This is a genomic window from Collinsella aerofaciens ATCC 25986, assembly GCF_964237925.1.
In the GTDB taxonomy this organism is placed as follows: domain Bacteria; phylum Actinomycetota; class Coriobacteriia; order Coriobacteriales; family Coriobacteriaceae; genus Collinsella; species Collinsella aerofaciens_BJ.
The window spans coordinates 1-1084 of record NZ_CAXSKI010000038.1 but is presented as its reverse complement, the minus strand read 5'-3'; the positions used below and the strand labels follow the sequence as shown (position 1 = coordinate 1084).

Below are 1084 nucleotides of genomic sequence, written 5' to 3'. Positions count from 1 at the left end.
CCGCGGGTCGGGGCTGCGACAATGATGTTGAAGTGCCATAGGCGCAGCCGCGCCGCAACGAGGTTGGGAGGCTCCCATGCCAAAGTATTCTACCGCGTTCGGGATGGACGTCCACCTGAGGTCGACCACCGTCTGCGCCCTCGACGCGGACACCGGCGAGGCCGTGACGAGGAGGTTCCCCGGCAACCCCTGGGGCGAGATCGCCGGGTGGATGGATGGGTTCCCCGGGCCGTCGCTCGCGGCCTACGAGAGCGGCTACCTCGGCTTCGCCCCGCAAAGGGAGCTCGCCGGGCTCGGCGTCGAGTGCGTCGTCGCCGCGGTCTCGAAGATCCCCAGGTCGGCCGCCGACTCGGCCTCCAAGAACGACAGGAACGACGCCGCCAGGATGGCCAAGGCGATACTCGCCCACGACATCTCCCCCGTATGGGTCCCCTCCCCCGAGGTCGAAGGCATCAGGGACCTCGCCGGCGCCTACGACGGGGCGACCGCGCGCCTGGCGACCGCCAAGCAGCGGCTGCTCGCCTTCCTCGCAAAGCGGGGGTTCGTCTACGGCGGCACCACGCCCGCCGGCAACCCGAGGAAGTACTGGACCTACGACTTCCTGAGGTGGCTCGACAAGGTCAGGCCGGAGGACGATGGCGGGGTTCGGACGCTCGCCGCCCTGAGGAACGAGGTCGAGGCCGCGGCGGAGGCCCGGGCGGACCTGCTCTCCGAGTACAGGGCCGCCGTGGATGCCAGCCCGATCGCCGCGGAGGTGGCCGCCCTCCAGTCGATCAAGGGCTGCGCCTTCGCGCTGGCCGCAGCCTTCTCGGCCGAGGTCGGCGACTTCACGAGGTTCCGTTCCGGAAGGCAGGTCACGGCCTATTTCGGCCTCGCGCCGAGTCAGAGGTCGAGTGGCGACTCCGTGCGGCTCGGAGGCATCAGCGGTGCGGGCAACGCGCTCGTGAGGAAGCTGGCCGTTGAGGGTTCATGGTGCTACGCCGCGGCACGGCACCAGCCGAAGCTCATGCCAAGGGACACGGGCGTGCCCCTCGAGATAAGGATGCACGGGAGGAAGGGGTCCGAGCGGCTCCTGCGGCGGCGC

1 protein-coding gene is annotated in these 1084 nt (G+C 70.3%); it reads left to right on the top strand.

Annotated elements, in window-relative coordinates; genetic code table 11:
- Positions 1 to 76: 76 nt before the first annotated feature.
- Positions 77 to 1084 (top strand): IS110 family RNA-guided transposase (locus tag ACESWY_RS10240; RefSeq protein ID WP_373094357.1); only part of this gene is annotated, 1008 nt, incomplete at its 3' end.